The sequence below is a fragment of the Pseudomonas cremoricolorata genome, from assembly GCF_000759535.1.
GTDB lineage: Bacteria > Pseudomonadota > Gammaproteobacteria > Pseudomonadales > Pseudomonadaceae > Aquipseudomonas > Aquipseudomonas cremoricolorata_A.
The window spans coordinates 1,598,151-1,615,560 of record NZ_CP009455.1; the positions used below are offsets into that span (position 1 = coordinate 1,598,151).

The following is a 17,410-nucleotide window of genomic DNA, read 5'->3' on the forward strand; positions in this document are numbered from 1 at the left end:
AGGCGAAGTAATGTTCGCAGGTTGGATGAATACTCGATCGTGAGTGAAGTCAAAGTACCGTTGCATGGCCCTGACAGGCGCTAGCGGTGTCAGCGGCAGCAGCATAGTATGAGTCGTTCTCTCCTCAGCCAGGATGTAAATCATGTCGGCAAAGAAGAAGCCAGTCAGTACACCGTTGCACCTGCTCCAACAACTTTCCAATAGCCTGCTCGAACATCTGGAAGATGCCTGCAGCCAAGCCTTGACCGACGCCGAGAAACTGCTCGCCAAGCTTGAGAAACAGCGCGGCAAGGCGCAGGACAAACTGCACGACGCCCGCTTGAAGTTGCAGGATTCGGCCAAGGCCGGAAAAGCCAAAGCCCAAGGCAAGGCGCAAAAGGCAGCAAGCGAACTGGAAGAACTGCTCGATTCGCTCAAGACGCGCCAGACCGAAACGCGCACGTACATTCAGCAACTCAAGCGCGATGCTCAGGAAAGCCTGAAGCTGGCCCAAGGGGTTGGCAAGGTGCGCGAAGCCGCAGCCAAGGCCCTTGACCAGCGTGTAGCCAAACCGGCGCCAGCCAAGCCTGCTGCACGCAAGCCGGCACCGGCCAAGCCCGCTTCAGCCAGTGAAGCGCCGAAAGCCGCGGGCAAACCCGCTGCACGACGCGCCCCAGCCAGCCGCCCGGCTGCAGCCCAAGCGGCAGCCGAACCTGCTGAAAAGCCCGCCGCCGCCAAGCCTGCCCCGCGCAAAGCACCGGCCAGGCCTGCGGGCACCGCGTCTGCGCCGCGCAAGACTCCGGCCAAACCTGCCGCGCGCAAGCCCGCTGCCAGCAAACCTGCGGCAGCCGCCGGCACCGCTGCCAGTGCCCCGGCCTCGCCCGCAGCACCTGCCGACTCCGCTCAGAAGCCGGTTTCCTCCTGAAGTCGGCCAGCCGCGACGCGCACCGTCTGGAGCGCGTCGTGGTGTAGCGCAGAAGCGGGCAGCAGCCACTGCAGCCAGTCTTCCCGTTGTTGTTCGGGCGCTGGCGACCAGTGCGCCGCAGCCTCCTCCAGTCGCTCCAGTAGCGTGCGTTCCGCCGCCAGTTCCACATCCTTCAAACGCTCACGCAGCACGCCCAGTTGCGGGTCGGTCTGCGCCTGAGGTTTCCACTGCTGGCGCAGTCGCCGCAATGGCTTGATCACCTCGTCCTGCCATGCGTTGGCAAGCTCGCGCAACGTGCCTGCGCGCTCGGCATCGGCACTCACGGGGCGGCTCTGCAACCAGCAGCCGCACAGCAGCAGGCAAACGTCCGCACCCGCGTTCTGCAAGGTCAGAGAGGCCTGCTCGACGCCTTCGCGGCGATACAGCGCCAGCGCATAATTCCACAGATCGGTCGACATCATTGGCCTCGCACTACTGGGTCGAGGAAGCTGGTAGACTCCGCGACCATCATGATCAGACTATCCAACCTCACTTTACAGCGTGGTCCTCAGCGCCTGCTAGAAGGCGCCGAAATGACCCTGCACACCGGCCACAAAGCCGGCCTGATCGGTGCCAACGGCGCCGGTAAATCCAGCCTGTTCGCCTTGCTGCGCGGCGAGTTGTCGCCCGATGCCGGTGACTGCCAGGTGCCGGCTGACTGGCGCATCGCGCACATGCGTCAGGAGGTCGACACACTCGACCGGGTTGCGGTCGAGTACGTGCTCGACGGTGACCTGCGCCTGCGCCAGGTGCAGCGCGAGTTGGCAGCCGCCGAGCAGGCCCACGATGGTACCGCCCAGGCGCGCCTGCACAGTGAGCTGGACAGCGCCAACGGCTACACCGCCGATGCTCGCGCGCGCAAGTTGCTCGCCGGGTTGGGTTTCACCAACGAGCAGATGGACCGCCGCGTCGGCGACTTCTCCGGTGGCTGGCGCATGCGCCTGAACCTTGCCCAGGCGCTGATGTGTCCCTCCGACCTGCTGCTGCTCGATGAGCCGACCAACCACTTGGACCTCGACGCCATTCTCTGGCTCGAAGACTGGCTCAAGGGGTATCCGGGCACCTTGCTGCTTATTTCCCACGACCGTGATTTCCTCGATGCGGTGGTCGATCACGTGCTGCATGTCGAGCAGCGCAAGCTCAACCTCTACAAAGGCGGCTACAGCGCCTTCGAGCGCACCCGTGCCGAGCGTCTGGCGCAGCAGCAACAGGCCTACGAGAAGCAGCAGGCTCAGCGTGCGCACATGGAAAAGTACATCGCACGCTTCAAGGCTCAGGCCACCAAGGCACGTCAGGCCCAGAGCCGCATCAAGGCGCTGGAGCGCATGGAGGAATTGTCGGCGGCGCATGTCGACTCGCCGTTCGACTTCGTGTTCCGCGAATCGCACAAGCTGTCCAACCCGCTGCTCGACCTGTCCGAAGGGCGTCTGGGCTACGGCGAGCGGGCGGTGCTGGAGAAGGTCAAGCTGCAACTGGTGCCAGGCGCGCGAATCGGTCTGTTGGGCCCCAACGGCGCGGGCAAGTCGACCCTGATCAAGAACCTCGCCGGCGAGCTGCAACCGCTGGGTGGGCGCCTGGTCCGCGGCGAGAACCTGGCGGTGGGCTACTTCGCCCAGCACCAGCTCGATTCGCTCGATGACAAGGCCAGCCCGTTGCTGCACCTGCAACGCCTAGCACCGAGCGAGCGCGAGCAGACCCTGCGCGACTTCCTCGGTGGTTTCGATTTCCACGGCGATCGGGTCGACGAACCGGTGGTGAATTTCTCCGGCGGTGAAAAGGCGCGTCTGGCCCTGGCGTTGATCGCCTGGGAGCGCCCCAACCTGCTGCTGCTCGACGAGCCGACCAACCACCTGGACCTGGAAATGCGCCTGGCCCTGACCATGGCATTGCAAGAGTTCAGCGGCGCTGTGGTGGTGGTGTCCCACGACCGTCACCTGCTCAAGAGCACCACCGATGACTTCCTGCTGGTGGCCGACGGCAAGGTCGAAGCCTTCGATGGCGACCTCGATGACTACAGCCGCTGGTTGCTGGAATTCCGTCAGCGCAGCGCAGCATCGAGCGCCGCGCCGGGCAACCCCGACAAGACCGACAAGAAGGCCCAGCGCCAGGCCGCGGCCGCTCTGCGTCAGCAACTGGCGCCGCACAAGCGGGCGGCTGACAAGCTGGAAAGCGAGCTGAGCCAGGTACACACTCAACTGGCCGAAATAGAGACGGCCCTGGGTGACAGCGGTTTGTATGAGGCTGCGCGCAAAGAGCAGCTACGCGAACTGCTGGCTCGGCAGAGCACGCTCAAGCAGCGCGAAGGCGAGCTGGAAGAAGCCTGGATGGAAGCGCTGGAGACCTTGGAAAGCATGCAGGCCGAGCTCGAAGCCCTGTCCTGACCCTGCTGCCGGATGCGCTGCTCACCGCCATCCGGCCGTATTTGCACGACCTTGCGCAAATTTTTCTGGTGATTTTCCCTTTCGCCGCTTAGCGTTACGTTTTGCAAAAACCTGTCGAGTGAGGTGTGCGATGTCCCTGGAAACCTGGTTGGCGTTCTTCGCGGCGTGCTGGGTCATCAGCCTCTCGCCGGGTGCTGGCGCCATTGCCTCGATGTCCAGCGGGCTGCAATACGGTTTCTGGCGCGGCTACTGGAACGCCTTGGGCCTGCAACTGGGGCTGATCGCACAGATCGCCGTCATCGCGGCAGGGGTTGGCGCCATTCTGGCTGCCTCAGCCACTGCGTTCCAGGTGATCAAATGGTTTGGTGTCTGCTACCTGATCTATTTGGCCTACCGGCAATGGCGCGCGCTGCCCATGGACATGAGCGAAGGCGCCAGCCTGCGCCCGGTGGGCAAGCCCTCGACCTTGGTGCTGCGCGGTTTTCTGGTGAATGTCAGTAACCCCAAGGCGCTGGTCTTCATGCTGGCGGTACTGCCGCAGTTCATCGACCCACACGCACCGTTACTCGGCCAGTACCTGTACATCACTGCCACCATGATCGCCGTCGACATGCTGGTGATGGCCGGCTACACCGGCCTGGCATCGCGGGTGTTGCGCCTGTTGCGCACGCCTCGCCAGCAGAAGCGCCTGAACCGCACGTTCGCCGGCCTGTTCCTGGGCGCCGCTACGTTCCTCGCCACTCTGCGGCGCGCGCCGCTGTGAGTCCGCTGCACGTTTGACCTCGAATCCGGTGGAACCCCTGGCTGCAGTTGCGCTGTCACATGTCCAGGCGGGTGATCGCTCACCCTCTCTACCCACTTCGTTAGTGCGAGCCGAGGCTGCGACTGACACCGAGGAGGCAACATGGACACATCCACTCGTACCTACCCCGAACTCTTCATGCAATTGGGGTTGGATAATAACCTCCTCGAAATCGAGAGGTTCATCGCCACCCACAGCCCGCTCGACAATGACGTCAAATTGGTCGATGCACCGTTCTGGTCTGCAAGCCAACGTGCGTTTCTCAAGGAAAATTACCTCGCCGACTCGGACTGGATCCTGATAATCGACCAGCTCAACAAAGCGCTGCACGAACCGAAGAAATAAGCGCCCAACGGCGCCTGGCCGCTTCCCGAGGCATTGCTATGCTTTCGGGAAGAACAAGGGGAGGGCGCCATGAAAGACCCCTACGCACCTGCCTTCTGGTGCACGGTAGTTGTTCTGGCCACCCTCAGCGCCGGTTACTACTACGGCATTCGCTCCGTTCAGCACATGCACTTGGCGGTGCAATACCTCTACGCCGCTGCCGCCGTAACCGGTTCAGCTGCGTTGGCGGCGTTGGTCTGGGTGGCGTGGCGCTTTGTTCAGATCAATCGTCGTGTCGTTCGGCAGGGCCATACCTTGCTGACCATCTGGAACACCAAAGTCGCCCTGCGCCGTGTCGAAACGGTGTTCGACCGGTATTTCTGGGGCAGCTACTGGCATTCGGGGCGCACGTTCGAAGAGGTCATGGGTGAACTCAAGGGCACCCCGCTGGAACACAGCCTGGACGTGCTCAAGCAGCAGTGCCGAGCGCTCGATCGGGAAGTGCATGATCCCCACCAGCATTGGTCGGCCAACGCTCGCGATCTGAGCAGCGTCGCCACGGCAATGGCCCGTGACCGCTACCGGCTCGATTTGAGCGAATCAGCAAGCAGTCAGACCGGGGCCACTGCAATGCTCAACCGCGAGCTGGAAGTGCTGGTGTATACCTGGTCGGCGCGCCTGCGCAGCTTCGATCACCAACTCGATGAGCTGGAGCAGGCGTACCACTGATTCAGGCTGTTTCGCCGCGGATGTACTGTTCCAGCTGCAGAATCAAGCCGGCCTGCTCAGCGATGGTTTCCTTGACCAGGTCGCCGATCGACAGCAGCCCCAGCAGCTTGCCGTTATGCACCACCGGCAGGTGACGCAGGTGGCGATTGGTCATCAGGTTCATGCAGTACTCGAGGTTGTGCTTCGGCTCGACCGTGACCACCGGCGCGCTCATGATCTCGCGCACCGGCGTGGCGGCCGAGGAGCGGCCCTTGAGCACCAGCTTGCGGGCGTAGTCACGTTCACTGACGATGCCCACCACCTGGCCGTCTTCCAGCACCGGCAGCGCACCGATGTTCTTCTCCGCCAGCAGCTTGAGGGCATCGAGCACCGAGTCATCAGGACCAATGGCGTACACGGTCTGGTGCTCGGCCTTGCTTTTGAGGATTTGTTCGACGTTCTTCATACAGACCTCTGCGGGTGGAGTCAGCCCATGGGGGCGCCAGTTCCTCAAGCATCGTGCACGGCGCGGCGGCCGGCAACGCAGAAAACGGCATCGACCCGATTGAAAAACGCCATGGGCGGTTTTGGGGCGACGATCTGCGCAATGACCAGCCGGCCGGCGCTCTGGTTTACCAGCGATGTGTATCGGCGTTGATGCCCGCTCAGGCACCTCTGCCTTTACGCCTGATATAGATCACCCCCCAGAGCAACCCGAGCACCGCTGCCAGGGTCGATGCACCCAGCACGCTCAACTTCGCGGCAGCCAGCTGCTGCGCGTCATTGAAGGCCAGCCCGGCAATGAAGATGGACATGGTGAAACCGATGCCCGCCAGCGCACCCACCAGCGCCACACCGCCCCATGTCACCTGGTCGGGCAGTTTGCACAGACCCAGCCGAACCAGGATGAAGGTGGCCAGCATGACACCGACCGGCTTGCCCAGCACCAGCGCCATGACCACCCCTGAGACGATATGCACGACCTGCGGGTTGTCGAACTGTGTTCCACCAAGATCGACCCCTGCATTGGCCAGCGCGAACAGCGGCATGATCAGGAACGCCACCCAGGGATGCAGGCTTTGTTGCACGCGCAGCACCGGCGGCATGACCTCGCGTTCAGCCACGCGGATCTGCTTGAGGGGGCTGGCAATTGCCTTTTCATCCCGGTCCAGACGGTGCAGCAGTTCGTTGAAGGCCTTGGACATGATTTCAACGGGGCGTTCGTATGACGGCACCGATTTCACGGGTGTGATGAGGCCAAGCACCACGCCCGCCAAGGTCGGATGAACGCCCAGCTTCAACAGGCCGCTCCAGACGATGACCCCAGGCACCAGGTAGGCCCAGGCCAGACCAATGCCCATGCGCTGCAAGGCGAACACCATGCCCAGGCCGGCACCAGCGATCAGCAGGCCCGTGTAGTCCAGGGTCGAGGTATAGAACACGGCGATGATCACGATGGCGGCAATGTCATCGATGATGGCCAAGGCCAGCAGGAAGATCCGCAGATTCGCCGGGATCGATTTGCCCAGCAACGCCAGCACACCGACGGCGAAGGCGATGTCGGTGGCCGTAGGAACCGCCCAGCCGTGGGAGGTCGCGGATGTGTTGAAGGCCAGATAGATGGCTGCAGGCACCAGCACGCCACCCAGCGCCGCACCGACAGGCAGCGTCGCCATGCGCAGGTTCGACAGCGAGCCATCCTGGATTTCCTGTTTGATCTCCATGCCCACGACCAGGAAGAAGATGGTCATTAGCCCATCGTTGACCAGAAAGTGCAGTGATTGGGCGAGGGTGATCGAACCGATGCTCAGGGCGACTTCGGTGTGCCAGAACGCTTCGTAGGTGGCCTTGGCCGGGCTGTTCGCCCAGACCAGCGCGGCGATTGCAGCGAGCATCAGAACGATACCGCTGACCGCTTCGATATGACTGAAACGCTCGAACGCGGCCATGGCGCGCGTCGTCAGAATCTGCGGGCGTGGGAGGGTTCGTGCGGCAGGGGTGTTGGGCGCAGGCATGGCGACTCCGCGCTAGCGGCCCGACCAGCGTTGATTTTTAACCTGCGATTCAAGCCACATGGCTGACGCACCCTGGGCGCCATAGTAATTGCCGGCAGGGGCCAGGGCAATCATGCTTGCCGTTTCGTGGCGTGGGGGCCAAGCCCCGCAGCGTTGCAGGATCATCCCGATTACACAGGCTGAGGTGTCATGAGGTACATCGTATTAATCAGTGAGCAGTCCTGCCCCGACGGTCTCTACACCGGTCCAGTGGCGCCGCAAGACGCGGAGTATTTCGCCCGAGGCGCTCTTGCGCATCTGCAACCGATGAGCGACAGGGAGTATCTCGATGGGCCTGCAGCGGTGCTGCACACCGGTGCGCGCTACAGCTACATCCTCAGCGGCGAAGACATCTACTGGTGCGTGGAGTGGGAACCGGGGTTGGTCGTGGTGAAGCACTCGCCGTATGGCAGCATGGCCTGGACAGCGCTGCGCTCGCCCGTGCCCAACTTCGGAGGTCGTCCGGCCTCGGAAGTTGAGATGGCCCAATTCGATGAAGACGACGAGAACCCTCAATACAACCTGGTTTTCAGAAGTTGGGATGCCCAATTCGACGAAGACCATAGAGCCTGGGGCGCCTTCGAACCTGCGTCACCCAGCGAAGCAGCTGCCTTCAACGCGGCCATGAGCCATGCCAACAGCCTGTCGACACAGTATGAGCGCGACGACCAGCAGCATCGTGAGCGCCTGGCACGTTTCACAGCCCATTGCGGGGAAGGTATTCGGGTCGAACCGTCATGAGCAGGTCGAGGCTGACGCCAGGCAACGAAAAAGGCCCCGTATAGATCGATCTATACGGGGCCTTTTCTTTCGCTGCTGCGCTTACCTTGGATCACCGCTGCCAGGGCAGCATCTGGAATCATGAGGTGAGTGCCAGCTATGTATGGCGCACTCGGCGGGATTCGAACCCACGACCACTGCCTTCGGAGGGCAATACTCTATCCAGCTGAGCTACGAGTGCAACGGGGCGCAATGATACCCATCTCGTTGCATCGCGTCCATCGCCTTGATCCTGGGTGTTTTTTCCTTACTGGCCGGGTGCGTTCTGCGCCAGGATGGCGTTGGCCAGATCCATGTCGCTGGCTTTGACCTGTGGGTTGTCCTGGCGCACTTGCCGCATGGCGGCTTCCAGGAACGGGCCGCGAATGGCGCCGTCACTGGCGACGAAACTGCCGGCATCTTCCTGTGCGGCGGCGACGAGCTTGTGGTCCTTGAAGGTCAGGTAGGTCGAGCCGGTGGTGGCACCGGATGACAGGACATCACGCCAGAACCCGCTGGCCATGGCGGAACCGACGGGTAGTGCGAGCAGGGCGGCAGTAGCGATGACGAGTAGCAGGCGCATGATGGACGAACCTCGGTGGTGACCTGGCTGAGCGTGCCATATCGATCGAACTTCAGGCGGCAAGTTCCCGATTCTCGGGGTGACATCGGCGCTCAGCCGCAGACGCGCATGACTTCCTGCAAGCTCGTCAGGCCTTGTGCCACCTTCTCTTCGCCACAGTGGCGTAGCTCGCGCAGTCCTTCACCTACCGCCTGTTGCCGCAGCCGCTGCACATCGGCGCCCGCATCGATCTGTTGGCGGATGCCATCGCTCAACAGCAGCAGTTCGAACAGCCCTGTGCGACCGTGGTAGCCGGTATTGCGGCAGGTCGGGCAAGTGCTGGTTTCGACGCCAGGGGAGGGCCGACAGTGCTTGCACAGCGTACGCACCAGCCGCTGGGCCATGACGCCGACCAGCGTGGCTTTGATCAGGTAGTCAGCCACGCCCAGCTCCTGCAGGCGGGTAATGGCGCTGCAGGCATCGTTGGTGTGCAGCGTCGACAGCACCAAGTGGCCGGTCAGGGCAGCCTGGATCGCGACCTGGGCGGTTTGCTGGTCGCGGATCTCGCCGATCATGATCACATCCGGATCCTGGCGCAGCAGCGCGCGAACGCCGCCGGCAAAATCGAGGTCCAGCATCGGGTTGACCTGGAGCTGACTGAAATGCGGTTGCAGACGTTCGATGGGGTCTTCGATGGTGCACAGGTTGACCTGCGGGCAGGCCAACTGCTCGAGGCTGGCGTAAAGGGTCTGGGTCTTGCCCGAGCCGGTCGGCCCGGTCACCAGGATGATGCCCTGGCGCCGTTGCAGCAGGTTGAGCCAGCCGTCCAGCAAGGCGCCCTGCAAGCCAAGTGGCGCGAAGCCTTGCTGCAGTTGCTGCGCATCGAACAGGCGCAGTACCAGCTTTTCCCCGAACGGCGTGGGCAGGCTCGATGCCCGCAGTTCCACCTCGCTGCCATCGGCCAGACGCTGGTGCACTCGCCCATCCTGCGCGCGACGCCGTTCAGCGACGTTCATGCGCGCCAGGTGCTTGAGGCGACTGGTCAGTGCCAGCATGACGCTGCTCGGGAAATGGTAGACCGGGTGCAGTAGCCCATCGATGCGGTAGCGCAGCTGGCCTTGCTCACGCTGGGGTTCGAGGTGGATATCGCTGGCCCTCTGCTCGACGGCATACTGCAGGATCCAGTCGACCAGGCTGATGATATGCGCATCCTCGGCGCTGGATTCCTGCTGACGACGGCTGGGTTCCAGCAGGTGCTGCAGGTGCTCGATATCAGCGCCGTGCTGCTGGCGGGCGCCGGCCACACGCTGGGCCAGTTGCGACGAGGCTTGGCTGAGCTGGCGGATCAGCACTGGGCTGGAAAACACGCGGTGGATCGAGTACCCCAGGCTGTTCAGGTCAGCCTCCCACTCGTGCTGATAGGGCTGCGCGCTGGCGACGGTGATGGCATTGGCCTGCATCCTGATCGGCAGGATGCCGTGACGCTCGGCGAACGCCGGCGAAATCAGGTGGCTGGTGTGGCTGAGGTCCAGTTGCAGCGGGTCGAGGTGCACATAAGGTTGACCGACCTTGTTCGCCAGCCACCGGCATAGCCAGTCCATGTCCAGCTGCTGTCCGGGGGCGTGCAGATCGCTCAGGGCCAGGCTGGCGATGGTTTCCAGCGGGTGATTGGCCGGCTTCAGCCTGGCGCTGTCCAGCGCGGCCACCACGGCACTGGCGGCCAGGTGCTGTTCGCTGAGCAGAGCGTCGAGCAGGCGGTTGAGGTCGAGTGAACGGTCGTGGGCACAGTACATGGCGGGCATCCTTGCCGTGGGTGTCGGCAATCAGGGTAGCCAGCCATGGGCATGCGGGTGCTGCGCTGCGGTTACAGAATCTTGCCGGCGCCCTGCAGCGATACCTCGGCCACGCAGACCAAGTTGCGCAGCTTGTGCCCGATGAGTTCGGCACGGTGCCAGGTGAGGCCGCCTACAGCGATGTGTACCAAGAAATGGTCGTCTTCCTGGGAGGCTTGCACATGGTGGGGCGTCAGCGATTGCAGGGCAAACAGGTTGAGAATTCGGCACAGACTGTCGGGCTCGGCTTCCACGCGAATCTCGTAGTTCACCTGCACCAACGCGGTATGGGCTGCCCAGGCGTCCGGGCGGGAACAGGAATCGAAGTTGACCAGAGCGTTCATGCGTACCTCCACAGGGATGCGAGCATTCTGACAGGAGGTTCGTGGGTTTTTTTCGCTAAGATCACGCTGTTTGGCGGCTTCTGCCAATCGTTCTATTCGTTTTTCAAGCTATGGGGAATTGAGTATGCGCACTGAGCTGGATGCTTATGATCGACGCATCATTGCGCTGTTACAGGACGACGCATCACTGTCCAGCGCCCAGATTGCCGAACAGGTCGGACTGTCGCAGTCGCCATGCTGGCGGCGCATTCAGCGGCTGAAAGAGGAGGGGGTGATTCGCGCACAGGTGACCCTGCTCGATCGCAAGAAAGTCGGCCTGGACACGCAGATTTTCGCCGAGGTCAAACTCAACGCTCACGGCCGTTCCAACTTCGCCGAGTTCACCGAGGCGATCCGCGGCTTTCCGGAAGTGCTGGAATGTTATGTGCTGATGGGCTCGGTGGATTTTCTATTGCGTATCGTGACTGCGGACATCGAGGCCTACGAGCGCTTTTTCTTTGAAAAGCTGTCGAACGTGCCCGGCATCCAGGAGGTGAACTCGATCGTCGCGTTGTCGGAGATCAAGTCCACCACCAGCCTGCCATTAACGCGCTGAGGGCGATTTGAGCAGGTGTTTCCAGGCCCGGCTCTGGTCGATGGCACGCACCTGATCGACCCGCGCATCGAGCAGTTGCTGACGCGCGTCGGCTTGCTCGTCTTCGTCGGTGAGCGGCTGCTCGGCCAGCAGTTGCAGGCGGTTCAGATCACCGTACAGACGGTCGAGCTGGGGGGCTTCCAGCACCTGGCGGGCATGGTGCAGCCAGCTCTGCACGCGTTCCAGGCGCGGCAACTGTTCGGCCAGATCTTCTGGACGCTGTGCGTACAGCGGCAGTTGCAAGGCGCGGCCTTCCTCGCCCAGCAGGTGCATCAGCCAGCTGGCCAATTGCGCCTTGCCCTGGCGCTCGCCGCGGTTGGGGCGTTCGCTGGTCCAGGCGCGGGCCGACAGCCAGCGTGAGGTCTCCAGCGAGAATTGGCCCCAGCGCGGGTCTTGCAGTTCTTCGGCGAACTGTTCGGGCGCGGCGCGGCGAATGTCTTCGTCATCGTTGCCGGCCTGCACCAGCGGGCGCCAGTCTTCGAGCAGGGCATCGAGGCTGGCGCGCAAGCTGCGGGTGGTGGCGCGTGGTGCGGCCTGGCCCAGGCTGGTGACCAGTGCGCGCAGTTCGGCCAGGCACTTGACCCAGTCCTGCAGCAGGCTCCAGTGACCGTTGTGGCGGTATTGCTCGGCCAGGCGCTGGCTGCTGCCGAGCAGCTCCCAGGCCAGGGCGGCGAAGGCATCGTCCAGCGCCATGCCGGCGTCCAGCTCGCTGGTCGGCAGGCTCAGGCTGTAGCTGTTGGGATCGAGCAGGCGATAGCCGCGCTCGGCCTTGCTGATGTCGCACGGCATCAGGGCGTGACCGGAGGCCAGTTCTGCGGCCAGTTCAAGCAGCGCGTCGGCGCTGCCTTCACGCAATTCCAGCTCGACCTCGCAGATTTCTTCCTTGAGCTTGCCGGCAACCACGCTGCCTTGATCGAGGGCGACTTCTATGACCACCTTGGCCTTGCCACGGCCCCAGGCGATCTCGGCGTACTGGCGGGTGAAATCGGTGGTGAACAGCGGCTTGATGGTCTTCTTGTCGAGGGCGTTCAGTTGCTCGGGCCAGCAACTGGCGTCGAGTTTTTTCAGGTCGAGCTTGGGTTTGTCGAGCTGCCACTCGAACTCCTGACGCTCGGACAGCCCGGCCACGCTCTTGCCGCGGCACTTGAGGGTCTGGATTACCACATCGCCATCGCGGCGCAGGCGCAACGCCACATGGGCGGCAGAAAGGTCGCGCTCAGGGGTGTCGAAATACTGATTGGTCAGCTCGCGGGTTTGCCAGCCGGCCTTGTTGCGCTTTTTCAGTAGCGGGTGCTCGCGCAGTGCGGCGAGGGTCTCGCGGCTGGCGCGGAGTTTGAGTTCGGTTTCTGTGTGCATCGCGGGCTCGGTAAAGACGGGCATGAATGCCCGGCAGTCTACAGCAGTCGGCCGTCCACCGCTGCGTCGGGCGGCAGGTCAAGCCGGGCAGGCTTGCCCTCTGGTCGGAATGCATTGCTATGATGGGGACCGTTTGAAAGGAGAGCGCGCATGCCGTTGCCAACGCTGAAAGACCAGTTCGCCGCGCTGATCGCCGCGCCTTCCGTCAGTTGTACGCAGCCCGCCCTGGACCAGTCCAATCGCCAGGTCATCGACCTGCTCGCCGGGTGGCTGGGCGACCTGGGGTTCCACTGCGAAATCCAGCAGGTCAGTGCCGGCAAGTTCAACCTGCTCGCCAGCCGCGGCACCGGCCCCGGCGGCCTGGTGTTGGCCGGGCACAGCGACACCGTGCCGTTCGACGAGCAGCTGTGGCACAGCGACCCGCTCAAGCTCACCGAGCAGGATGGCCGCTGGATCGGCCTGGGCAGCTGCGACATGAAGGGCTTCTTCGCGTTGGTGATCGAGGCGGTGCAACCGCTGCTCGAGCACGATTTCAAGCAACCGCTGCTGATTCTGGCGACGTGCGACGAAGAAAGCTCGATGTCCGGCGCCCGGGCTCTGGCCGAGGCCGGTCGACCCCTGGGCCGTGCCGCAGTGATTGGCGAGCCGACCGGGCTGCGCCCGATCCGCATGCACAAGGGCATTCTCATGGACCGCATCGACATTCTCGGTCGCAGTGGCCACTCCTCCGACCCCAGCCTGGGGCGCAGCGCCATGGAGGCCATGCACGCGGTGATGGGTGAGCTGATGGGCCTGCGCCAGCAATGGCAACAGACCTACAACAATCCGCAGTTCACCATTCCTACACCGACCATGAATTTTGGCTGCATTCACGGCGGCGATAACCCCAACCGCATCTGTGGCCAGTGCGCCCTGGAGTTCGACCTGCGGCCACTGCCGGGCATGGATGTCGAGCAACTGCGCGCGGCCATCCAGGCGAAACTGCAACCTTTGGCCCAACGCCACGAAGTGCAGATCGACTACGCCCCCTTGTTCCCCGAAGTGCCGCCGTTCGAGCAGGCGGCCGATGCCGAGCTGGTGCAACTGGCCGAGCGCCTGACCGGACACCGCGCCGAGGCCGTGGCCTTCGGCACCGAAGCGCCGTACCTGCAACAGCTGGGTTGCGAAACCATCGTGCTCGGCCCTGGCGATATCCGCTGCGCCCACCAGCCGGGCGAGTACCTTGAAATGTCACGTCTGGAGCCTACCGTGCGTCTATTGCGTGATCTGATTCGGCACTACTGCCTCAACTGAACATCCGACTCAATGTTTCGTCCTGCCAGAGGAGAATGCGCGTGACCGCAAGCCTGTTCCGACGATGATCCAGAGCGCCATTCCACACGCCGACCCCGTCCACCCAACCACAGGCTCTGTCATGCCCGATTACGTCAACTGGCTGCGTCATTCTTCCCCGTACATCAACGCCCACCGCGACTGCACCTTCGTGGTCATGCTGCCCGGCGAGGCCATCGATCACCCCAACTTCGGCAACATCGTCCACGACCTGGTGCTGTTGCACAGCCTCGGGGTACGTCTGGTGCTGGTGCATGGCTCGCGGCCGCAGATCGAAAGCCGTCTCGCCGCACGCGGCATCGCCCCACGCTATCACCATGGTCTGCGCATCACCGACGCCGATACCCTGGAGTGCGTGATCGATGCGGTCGGGGCCTTGCGCCTGGCCATCGAAGCGCGCCTGTCGATGGACATTTCTTCCTCGCCGATGCAGGGCTCGCGGCTGCGGGTGGCCGGCGGCAATCTGGTCACCGCGCGACCAATCGGTGTGATGGACGGCGTCGATTACCACCACACCGGCGAAGTGCGGCGCATCGACCGCAAAGGCATCGGTCGCCTGCTTGACGAGCGCTCGATCGTGCTGCTGTCGTCGCTGGGTTATTCGCCCACCGGCGAGATCTTCAACCTGGCCTGTGAAGACGTCGCTACCCGCGCCGCCATCGAACTGGGCGCCGACAAGCTGCTGCTGTTCGGCGCCGAACCTGGCCTGTTGGACGAGCACGGCAAGCTGGTGCGCGAGCTACGTCCGCAGCAGGTGGCGGCGCATCTGGCGCGCCTGGCCGGTGACTACCAGGGCGAGCTGCTCGACGCCGCTGCCCAGGCCTGCAAAGGCGGCGTGGCGCGCAGTCATATCGTCAGTTATGCCGAAAACGGCGCGCTGCTGACCGAGCTGTTCACCCGCGACGGCGGCGGCACGCTGGTGGCTCAGGAGCAGTTCGAGATTGTCCGGGAAGCGAGTATCGAGGATGTCGGCGGCCTGCTGGAACTGATCAGTCCGTTGGAAGAGCAGGGCATTCTGGTGCGCCGTTCGCGGGAAGTGCTGGAGCGTGAGATCGAGCAGTTCAGCGTGGTCGAGCGCGATGGCACCATCATCGCCTGCGCCGCGCTGTACCCGATCGCCGACTCCCAGGCCGGCGAGCTGGCGTGTCTGGCGGTGAACCCGGAATATCGCCACGGCGGGCGAGGTGATGACTTGCTCGAACGCATCGAAAGCCGTGCCCGCACCCTGGGCCTGAATACACTGTTCGTGCTCACTACGCGTACCGCCCACTGGTTCCGTGAGCGAGGCTTCGAGCCCAGCGGCGTCGAGCGCCTGCCGGCAGCACGCGCGTCGCTGTACAACTACCAGCGTAATTCGAAGATTTTCGAGAAGTCGTTATAGGGCAGTTGCTTGAGCCGATCTGGCGATTGACGTAGTACAGATGAAAGCGCCGCCCCGAGGGGCGGCGTTTTCGTTTATACCGTGTGCAGGTACCAGTTGTACTCAAGGTCGGAGATGGAGTGCTCGAACTCTTCCAGCTCACTTTCCTTGCAGGCGACGAAGATGTCGATGTACTTCGGGTCGATGTACTTGTTGAGAATCTCGCTGTCGTCCAACTCGCGCAGGGCATCGCGCAGGTTGTTCGGCAGGCTCTGTTCCAACTGCTCGTACGAGTTACCTTCGATCGGCTCGCCCGGCTCGATCTTGTTGGTCAGGCCATGGTGAACACCGGCCAGCACTGCGGCCATCATCAGGTACGGGTTGGCATCGGCGCCGGCGACGCGGTGTTCGATACGCACGGCATCCGGCGAGCCGGTAGGCACGCGCAGGGCGACGGTACGGTTGTCCAGGCCCCAGCTTGGCGCATTGGGCACGTAGAACTGGGCGCCGAAGCGGCGATACGAGTTGACGTTGGGGCAGAGGAACGCCATCGAGGCGGGCAGGGTCTCGAGCACACCGCCGACTGCATGACGCAATGCGGCGTTCTGCTCGGGATCCTCGCTGGTAAAGATGTTGTTGCCATCTTTGTCCAGAATCGAAATGTGCACGTGCAGTCCATTGCCTGCCTGGCCCGGGTAGGGCTTGGCCATGAAGGTGGTGTCCATTTCATGGTCGTAGGCGATGTTCTTGATCAGCCGCTTGAGCAATACCGCGTAGTCGCAGGCCTTGAGCGGGTCGGGCACGTGGTGCAGGTTGACTTCGAACTGTGCCGGGGCACTTTCCTTGACGATGGCGTCGGCTGGAATGCCTTGTTCCTTCGCGCCCTCGAGGATGTCCTGGAGGCAATCGGCGTATTCGTCGAGGTCGTCGATCAGGTAGACCTGGGTCGACTGCGGACGCTTGCCGGAAATCGGTGAGCGCGGCGGCTGTGGACGGCCGTTCACGTTTTCCTGGTCGATCAGGTAGAACTCGAGTTCGAACGCCGCGCAAATGGTCAGGCCCATATCGGTGAACTTGCTCACCACCTGGCGCAGTACTTCACGCGGGTCGGCGAAGAACGGCTCGCCTTCTATTTCATGCATGGTCATCAGCAACTGCGCGGTGGGGCGCTTCTGCCAAGGCTCATTGGAGAGGGTGTCGGGAATCGGATAGCAGATACGGTCGGCATCGCCGATGTCCAGACCGAGCCCGGTACTTTCAACGGTAGAGCCGTTGATATCCAGGGCGAAGAGCGAGGCCGGCAGGTTGATGCCTTTCTCGTAAACCTTGTGGAGGCTGGTGCGCTCGATGCGCTTGCCACGCACCACACCATTCATATCTGCAATCAGAAGGTCAACGTAGAGAACCTCAGGATGTTCCTTAAGGAACGCGTTCGCTTCGTTAAGCTGAACGGCACGCGGGGGTACCGACATGATGCAACACCTTTGTTGTTAAAAATATCAATCAAGGGGGGCTTGCCGAACCAGTCAATCGGAAAGCGCCATTCAAGTCAAGCCAGCCCCAGGATGCCCTGAAATGGCTCGTCTACGGCAGATTTGCTGCAAATCGGGGCGCCGCATTATCCGCTATTTTCGCCTCGAGCAGATAGCGCAGCCTCGCTCAATGATATTTGCAGCGCCCCAGTTGTATAAAAAAATGGACAGGTCTAAGCTCGATTGCAACCCAGAACACAATAAAACGAGGGTCTCATGGTCTGCTTGCGTCGACCGCAACCTGCTGTTCATCCAGCACGGCCTCTCGCTCTCGGTGCCTTGCGCAACGTCGATGTTGCCAAGCGCTCGACAGCCGTCATGACCACAATTGTTGACGGCCCAGCCTCTCTGTTCTTCAAGCGTAGTCGACCCACCTTGGCGCAGCATTCACCGCGCGCCAACCTGCAAAACTGTCATGCGCCTGCCGTATTCACGTGTTTCGCGCCGCGTTTTGCTTTAGACCTGTCCAGCAGCCAGAATCGAGGAG

17 protein-coding genes and 1 tRNA gene are annotated in these 17,410 nt (G+C 62.8%); 9 read left to right on the forward strand and 9 right to left on the reverse strand.

The window, feature by feature from the left end; all coding sequences use genetic code 11:
• Positions 1-142: 142 nt before the first annotated feature.
• Positions 143-904: an AlgP family protein gene (locus LK03_RS06865; protein WP_049870444.1), complete on the forward strand. Its 762-nt coding sequence runs from the start codon at positions 143-145 to the stop codon at positions 902-904.
• Here the strand turns inward: LK03_RS06865 and LK03_RS06870 are convergent.
• Positions 883-1,362 (reverse strand): TIGR02444 family protein, encoded by a 480-nt coding sequence (locus tag LK03_RS06870; RefSeq protein ID WP_038414641.1) that lies wholly within the window; start codon positions 1,360-1,362, stop codon positions 883-885. The two genes, LK03_RS06865 and LK03_RS06870, sit on opposite strands and share 22 nt — an antisense overlap.
• A gap of 51 nt (positions 1,363-1,413) precedes the next feature.
• Between LK03_RS06870 and LK03_RS06875 the strand changes: the two genes are divergently transcribed.
• The 4 genes from LK03_RS06875 (at position 1,414) to LK03_RS06890 (ending at position 5,179) form a co-directional block, all read left to right on the forward strand.
• Positions 1,414-3,324 (forward strand): ATP-binding cassette domain-containing protein, encoded by a 1,911-nt coding sequence (locus LK03_RS06875; RefSeq protein ID WP_038411648.1) that lies wholly within the window; start codon positions 1,414-1,416, stop codon positions 3,322-3,324.
• A 130-nt stretch (positions 3,325-3,454) separates the two neighbouring features.
• Positions 3,455-4,087 (forward strand): LysE family transporter, encoded by a 633-nt coding sequence (locus LK03_RS06880; RefSeq protein ID WP_038411651.1) that lies wholly within the window; start codon positions 3,455-3,457, stop codon positions 4,085-4,087.
• 141 nt (positions 4,088-4,228) lie between these two features.
• Positions 4,229-4,471 (forward strand): DUF2789 domain-containing protein, encoded by a 243-nt coding sequence (locus LK03_RS06885; protein ID WP_038411652.1) that lies wholly within the window; start codon positions 4,229-4,231, stop codon positions 4,469-4,471.
• Between the two features lie 69 nt (positions 4,472-4,540).
• Positions 4,541-5,179, forward strand: a complete 639-nt coding sequence (locus tag LK03_RS06890; RefSeq protein ID WP_038411653.1) for a hypothetical protein — start codon at positions 4,541-4,543, stop codon at positions 5,177-5,179.
• 1 nt (position 5,180) lies between these two features.
• Here the strand turns inward: LK03_RS06890 and LK03_RS06895 are convergent, their stop codons facing one another.
• Positions 5,181-5,624 (reverse strand): CBS domain-containing protein, encoded by a 444-nt coding sequence (locus LK03_RS06895; protein WP_038411654.1) that lies wholly within the window; start codon positions 5,622-5,624, stop codon positions 5,181-5,183.
• Between the two features lie 199 nt (positions 5,625-5,823).
• The gene (nhaA, locus tag LK03_RS06900) at positions 5,824-7,173 is read right to left on the reverse strand and encodes a Na+/H+ antiporter NhaA (protein WP_038411655.1); all 1,350 of its coding nucleotides are present in this window, start codon (positions 7,171-7,173) and stop codon (positions 5,824-5,826) included.
• Positions 7,174-7,362: 189 nt separating this feature from the next.
• On the opposite strand from nhaA, the gene LK03_RS06905 reads away from it, so the two are divergent.
• Positions 7,363-7,953, forward strand: a complete 591-nt coding sequence (locus LK03_RS06905) for a hypothetical protein (protein ID WP_156109519.1) — start codon at positions 7,363-7,365, stop codon at positions 7,951-7,953.
• 143 nt (positions 7,954-8,096) lie between these two features.
• Here LK03_RS06905 and LK03_RS06910 read toward each other — a convergent pair.
• The 4 genes from LK03_RS06910 to LK03_RS06925 all read right to left on the reverse strand — a co-directional run bounded on the left by LK03_RS06910 (position 8,097) and on the right by LK03_RS06925 (position 10,709).
• Positions 8,097-8,173: transfer RNA gene (locus LK03_RS06910), tRNA-Arg, on the reverse strand.
• A gap of 66 nt (positions 8,174-8,239) precedes the next feature.
• Positions 8,240-8,554 carry a DUF2388 domain-containing protein gene (locus tag LK03_RS06915; RefSeq protein WP_038411657.1) on the reverse strand — a complete coding sequence of 105 codons (315 nt, stop codon included), beginning with the start codon at positions 8,552-8,554 and terminating at the stop codon, positions 8,240-8,242.
• 92 nt (positions 8,555-8,646) lie between these two features.
• Positions 8,647-10,326 (reverse strand): GspE/PulE family protein, encoded by a 1,680-nt coding sequence (locus tag LK03_RS06920; RefSeq protein ID WP_038411658.1) that lies wholly within the window; start codon positions 10,324-10,326, stop codon positions 8,647-8,649.
• Between the two features lie 71 nt (positions 10,327-10,397).
• Entirely contained in the window at positions 10,398-10,709 is a 312-nt protein-coding gene (locus LK03_RS06925) for a hypothetical protein (protein ID WP_038411659.1), read from the reverse strand.
• 124 nt (positions 10,710-10,833) lie between these two features.
• Between LK03_RS06925 and LK03_RS06930 the strand changes: the two genes are divergently transcribed.
• Positions 10,834-11,304: an Lrp/AsnC family transcriptional regulator gene (locus LK03_RS06930; RefSeq protein WP_038411660.1), complete on the forward strand. Its 471-nt coding sequence runs from the start codon at positions 10,834-10,836 to the stop codon at positions 11,302-11,304.
• On the opposite strand, the gene LK03_RS06935 is transcribed toward LK03_RS06930, so the two are convergent.
• Positions 11,293-12,699, reverse strand: a complete 1,407-nt coding sequence (locus tag LK03_RS06935; RefSeq protein ID WP_038411661.1) for an inorganic triphosphatase — start codon at positions 12,697-12,699, stop codon at positions 11,293-11,295. The two genes, LK03_RS06930 and LK03_RS06935, sit on opposite strands and share 12 nt — an antisense overlap.
• Before the next feature lie 150 nt (positions 12,700-12,849).
• Here LK03_RS06935 and argE point away from each other — a divergent pair, with 150 nt between their 5' ends.
• Together argE and argA are read left to right on the forward strand one after the other, a co-directional pair.
• Entirely contained in the window at positions 12,850-13,992 is a 1,143-nt protein-coding gene (gene argE / locus LK03_RS06940) for an acetylornithine deacetylase (RefSeq protein WP_028695637.1), read from the forward strand.
• Positions 13,993-14,113: 121 nt separating this feature from the next.
• Positions 14,114-15,412 carry an amino-acid N-acetyltransferase gene (gene argA, locus LK03_RS06945; protein WP_038411662.1) on the forward strand — a complete coding sequence of 433 codons (1,299 nt, stop codon included), beginning with the start codon at positions 14,114-14,116 and terminating at the stop codon, positions 15,410-15,412.
• Positions 15,413-15,486: 74 nt separating this feature from the next.
• Here argA and LK03_RS06950 read toward each other — a convergent pair whose 3' ends face one another.
• The gene (locus LK03_RS06950; protein WP_038411663.1) at positions 15,487-16,863 is read right to left on the reverse strand and encodes a glutamine synthetase family protein; all 1,377 of its coding nucleotides are present in this window, start codon (positions 16,861-16,863) and stop codon (positions 15,487-15,489) included.
• Positions 16,864-17,410 lie beyond the last annotated feature (547 nt).